The organism is Phenylobacterium sp. (genome assembly GCF_046590535.1).
Taxonomy (GTDB): Bacteria; Pseudomonadota; Alphaproteobacteria; order Caulobacterales; family Caulobacteraceae; genus Phenylobacterium.
Window position 1 is genome coordinate 1 of record NZ_JBKJTG010000222.1, and the last position, 3,493, is coordinate 3,493.

General features: G+C 71.4%; 4 protein-coding genes and 1 tRNA gene. 4 read left to right on the plus strand and 1 reads right to left on the minus strand.

The features are described from left to right. From ACLL81_RS13550 to ACLL81_RS13565, 4 genes are all read left to right on the plus strand, one after another. Window positions 1–564 (plus strand): COG4223 family protein (locus ACLL81_RS13550; protein WP_411288884.1); only part of this gene is annotated, 564 nt, incomplete at its 5' end. Continuing rightward, complete coding sequence (locus ACLL81_RS13555) at window positions 561–2,081, plus strand: heme biosynthesis HemY N-terminal domain-containing protein (RefSeq protein WP_411288885.1); 1,521 nt, start codon at window positions 561–563, stop codon at window positions 2,079–2,081. The genes ACLL81_RS13550 and ACLL81_RS13555, both read left to right, overlap by 4 nt. A gap of 38 nt (window positions 2,082–2,119) precedes the next feature. Beyond that, window positions 2,120–2,195, plus strand: a tRNA-Thr gene (locus ACLL81_RS13560). Beyond that, window positions 2,170–2,646 carry a hypothetical protein gene (locus ACLL81_RS13565; protein ID WP_411288886.1) on the plus strand — a complete coding sequence of 159 codons (477 nt, stop codon included), beginning with the start codon at window positions 2,170–2,172 and terminating at the stop codon, window positions 2,644–2,646. Before ACLL81_RS13560 ends, ACLL81_RS13565 begins: the two co-directional genes overlap by 26 nt. A gap of 61 nt (window positions 2,647–2,707) precedes the next feature. Here ACLL81_RS13565 and ACLL81_RS13570 read toward each other — a convergent pair. Continuing rightward, a partial coding sequence (locus ACLL81_RS13570) for a hypothetical protein (protein ID WP_411288887.1) occupies window positions 2,708–3,493 on the minus strand: 786 nt, incomplete at its 5' end.

The following is a 3,493-nucleotide window of genomic DNA, read 5'->3' on the forward strand; positions in this document are numbered from 1 at the left end:
CGCATCGCCGCCCTGGAGAGCCAGGAGAGCCGCACCTCCGGCGCAGCCGTAGCGGCGCTCGCCGCCGCCGCCCTGGTGGAGGCCTCGCAGGGCTCGCGCCCGTTCCCCGCCGAGCTCGCCGCCTTGCGCACGGCCGCCCCCGAGGCGCCGGAACTGGCCGCCCTTTCCCGCCTGGCCGACGCCGGCGCGCCCAGCCGCGCGGCCCTCGCCGCCAGCTTCCCCGACTATGCCGCCCGCGCCGCCAGCGCCGGCAGGACACCTGCCGAAGATTCCGGCGTCGGCGACCGGCTGATCTTCGCGATCTCGAAGTTCGTCTCGCTGCGCCGGGTCGGCGATGTGGCCGGCGACAGCCCTGACGCCCGTCTGGCCCGGGCCGAACGGGCGTTCGAGGAGGGCGACATCGAGGGCGGGCTGAAGGCCCTCGACGGTCTGTCGCCGGCGTCGCGCGAAGCCCTCGCCCCGTGGCGCGCCCGGGCCGAACAGCGCGCCGAGATCGACCGCCAGGCCGCCACCCTGCGCGCCCGGGCGCTGCGCGACCTCGCGCCTGCGGGGACCGGCGCATGATCCGCGCCGCCCTGGTCATCCTGCTGTTCGCCGCCGCCGCCGTCAGCATGCTGGCGCTCACCGGCGATGCGGGCCACGCCAGCTTGATCTGGCTGGGCTGGCGGGTGGACATGACCGCGGCCACCGCGCTCATCCTGGCGCTGGCGGCCTCCCTGGCCGCAGCGCTGGCTTGGCGCATGCTTCTGTGGATTCTCGACGCGCCTCGGCGCACCGATCGGCTGCGCGCCGAGGCCCGCCGCAGGCAGGCCGCTGAGGTGTTGGGCAGAGGTTTCCTGGCCGCCGCGGCCGGCGACGGGTCCGAGGCGCGGCGCCTGGCCCAGAAGGCCGCCGACATGGCTCCCGACCAGCCGGGCCTGGTGCGGGTTCTGGCCGCCCAGGCCGCGGAAGCCGCCGGCGACACCGCCGCGGCGCAGACCGCCTACGCCGCCATGCTGGGCTTCCCGGAGATGCGCCTGGCCGGCCACAAGGGCCTGATGCAGCTGGCCCTGGCCCGGGGCGACCGCGAGGGCGCCCTGGCCCACGCCGAACAGGCCTATGGGGAGGCCAGGACCCCCCGCTGGGCCTGGCGCGCCCTGCTGGAAGCCCGGCTGGAGGCCGCCGACTGGGACGCTGGCCTCGACCTGGTCAAGAGCGCGCTGGACCGCAAGATCGTGCCGCCGGTGGTGGCCGAACGGGCCCGCGCCGCCCTCCTGGCCGCGTCCGCCGCCCAGCTCGAGCACTCGCCCCAGCCCAAGGCCCGCGGCCTGGCGCTCGACCAGGCCGTGGAGGCCGCCAAACGCCAGCCCGGCTTCGCGCCCGGGGTGGTGATGGCCGCGCGCCTGCTGGCCCAGGACGGCAAGATCGCCCGTGCCGTGAACGCCATCGAGACCGCCTGGAAGGCCGCGCCGCACCCGGCGTTGTGGCTGGCCTACCGCGACCTGCGCACCGACGAGACGCCGCGCGAGCGGGCTCGGCGCCTGTCCCAGCTCGCCGCCGTCAACCCTGCCCATCGCGAGAGCCGCATCCTGCAGGTGGAGCAGGCGCTGATCGCCGGCGACCCCGTTGCCGCGCGCCAGGCGGCCCGCGCCCTGGACGGCGAGCCGGTCACCGCCCGTATCGCCGGCCTGCAGGCCCGCGTGGCATTCGCTTCAGGGGCTTCCGACGAGGCCCGCGTCTGGATGGCCCAGGGGATGAGCGCCCCGCACGAGGCGGACTGGTCCGACCTCGATCCGGAGGGCCGCGCCTTCGCCTACCATGCCGCCGACTGGGCCCGGCTGGTGGCCACCTTCGCCGAGAGCGGGGAGCTGATCCACCCGCGCCACGAGCGGCACGAGCGCTCGCTCAACGAGCTGCCGGAACTGCCCATCGCCTACGCCGACGCCGATGCGGCGCCGTTCCTTACCGAGCCGGTGCTCTATCCGGTGGGCGGCGGCGACTATGACGACGACGAGCCCCCACTCCCTGGCGACGGCCCCACGCCCTCGCGCCGCGGGCCGCGCAGGCGGCGCTTGGCGAGCGCGCCCAGAGCCGCTAAATAGCCCCCCGTCGCGCCGGCCCCATCGCCCGCACGACCCGGGCCGCCTTAGCTCAGCCGGTAGAGCACCGCATTCGTAATGCGGGGGTCAGGTGTTCGAGTCACCTAGGCGGCACCAATTTTCTCTAGCAAAAACGGGATGTTATCTCAAGAAGATCGAGGGGGGAGCATTGGTGCGCCGACCTCGGAAGCACCTCGGAAGCACGGAAGGGAGTGCTGCCGTCAGATACACCCCGCCGCCGCCCGAGGGGTTTATCAGCCCGGTCACGTGGGGTGTGGAGGACAACGTTCGTGAGCGCTTCGGTGCGGCTGGCGTGTCAGCTGAGAATATTGTTTGCGAGCGCGCGACTTATTTCTTCCGCTCACCTGGGCCGCCGGGCGAGCTGCTGCAGACCTTCAAACAATATTACGGCCCGACGATGAATGCGTTCGAGGCGGCCTCGAAGGACGACAAGGCTGAGCAGCTTGAAACGGAGCTGACGAAGCTGTTCGAAGACTACAACCGCGCCGGCCAAGACAGCACCGAAATACCTGCAACCTACCTCCGGGTCGTCGTTACAAAGCCCTAGACACGCCTGCGAGGGGTGGAAGCAGTGTCCGGTTTGGGGGCCCGGGCAAAACCTGTTTCGGCTACTTGCCCCTGCCGGTTCGCCGGCCGGGCGCGGTTGCGGCGGGTTCCTGCCGGGCCACGAGCGCAGCTTTTTCCTCAACGCGCGCGCCGGCGAGAATCCCGGCCAGGCTATAGTTTCCCTCGTGGCATGCGTATTCGTAAACCGGCCCCTTGGCCGCACGCATGACCAGCTCGCCGCGCCACGAGCGGGTAAGCACCGCAGGGTCCTGGACCGAGAAGCTATAAAGAATCTCGCTGGGAGAGATTCGTCGGAACCACTCCGTCACCTTGGCGTCCGCGGTAATCGAGATCGGCTGCGGCGTCTTGTGGACCTCGCCCGGGTGAAAGTTCGTGGTTTCGACGACCAGCGTGTCTCCCTCCCATCGCCCAATGGAATCGCCCGACCACAGGCGGATGTGCGCCGGCGGATGCGTGCGAACGCCAAGCCGGACGATGCGCACCCCTGCTGACTCAGTTGCGATGGCGACTTCGTCTGGCGCCTGAATGATATGGTAGTGGCCATTGTAACGGGCTGGGAACATCGGCGCCCCGCCAGCACCCGAGCCGGCGGTCAAACACCGTTCTGGGCTAGGGCGCACCTCGGGCCCAGCCATGGCGGCAAGCGGGATTTCACGGCCTTCACGCACGAGGCGGCGGCCGGCCTCGTTGTATGGCAACTGGCCGTCGGCAGGATCGACGACAAGTGAAGTGCGGTACTGGCCGTCGATCTTGGTCAGTTCTGGCGCCAGCTCCCACCACTCTGACTGTCGCCCACCCACACCATCCTCTTCCGTGTCGAAGGCCTC

What these genes read in the sequence shown, in the direction of transcription:
- ACLL81_RS13555 (WP_411288885.1), top strand. Translation starts at nt 561, where the DNA reads ATGATCCGCGCCGCCCTGGTCATCCTGCTGTTCGCCGCCGCCGCCGTC.